Source organism: Vibrio genomosp. F6 (assembly GCF_005146325.1).
Taxonomy (GTDB): Bacteria; Pseudomonadota; Gammaproteobacteria; order Enterobacterales; family Vibrionaceae; genus Vibrio; species Vibrio cortegadensis.
In genome coordinates this window covers 1-1,242 of sequence record NZ_SYUT01000150.1, presented here as the reverse complement: position 1 = coordinate 1,242, position 1,242 = coordinate 1, and the positions used below count along the sequence as shown (strand labels likewise).

Annotated in this window: 1 protein-coding gene; it reads left to right on the top strand. The window is 49.0% G+C overall.

Features of this window, described 5'->3' with window-relative positions:
* On the top strand, nt 1–1,242 hold a 1,242-nt coding region (locus tag FCV43_RS20240; protein ID WP_206380353.1), incomplete at both ends, for a VCBS domain-containing protein.

Here is a 1,242-nt window from a genome sequence, read left to right as displayed (position 1 = left end):
GCTGTGGATGAAACCGATACGGCCATCTCAACTTCTGGAACCCTCACCAGTATCGATGTAGATAACCCAGGCAATACCTTCACGCCGGATTCTATTTCAGGCACCAACGGTGACCTGACTATTGATGCCAATGGTCATTGGGTCTTCACCGCCAACAGTGCCTTTAATCAATTAAATGTCGGCGATAAGGTTGAAGAAACCTTTACTGTCAATTCGGTTGATGGCACCCCGTCAACCATCAAAGTGACGATTAACGGCACCAACGATGCAGCGACGGTTAGCACGGCCACTATCGCTGTGGATGAAACCGATACGGCTATCTCGACTTCCGGAACGTTAACCAGCACCGATGTCGATAATCCGGACAAAGCGTTTACCGCTGCTTCACTTACTGGTACCAATGGCGACTTAACCATCGATACCAATGGGCATTGGACGTTCACCGCCAACAGCGCATTTAATCAGTTGAATGTCGGTGATAAAGTCGAGGAAACCTTCACTGTCTCGTCTGTTGATGGCACACCATCGACAATTAAAGTGACGATCAATGGTACCAATGATAAAGCGACGGTTAGCTCTGCAACGGTCAGTGTGGATGAAACAGACAAAGCAGTATCAACGTCAGATACGTTAACCAGCACCGATGTCGATAATCCAGATAATGCGTTTACGCCGGATTCTATTTCAGGCACCAACGGTGACCTGACCATTGATGCCAGTGGCCATTGGACGTTCACTGCCAACAGCGCATTTAATCAGTTGAATGTGGGAGATAAGGTTGAAGAAACCTTCACTGTCTCGTCGGTTGATGGCACACCATCGACCATCAAAGTCACGATCAATGGCACCAATGATGTGGCGACGGTTAGCACGGCCACTATCGCTGTGGATGAAACCGATACGGCTATCTCGACTTCAGGAACGTTAACCAGCACCGATCTCGATAATCCAGACAACACGTTCACGCCGGACTCCATTTCAGGTGCCCACGGTGACTTAACCATCGATGCTAATGGACACTGGACGTTCACTGCTAACAGCGCCTTCAATCAACTCAATGTCGGCGATAAGGTCGAAGAAAGCTTCACTGTGGCATCGATTGATGGCACACCATCAACCATCAAGGTGACGATAAATGGCACTAATGACAAAGCCACTGTTAGCAGTGCGACCGTCGCCATCGATGAAACCGATACGGCTATCTCGACTTCAGGCACGTTAACCAGCACCGATGTGGATAAT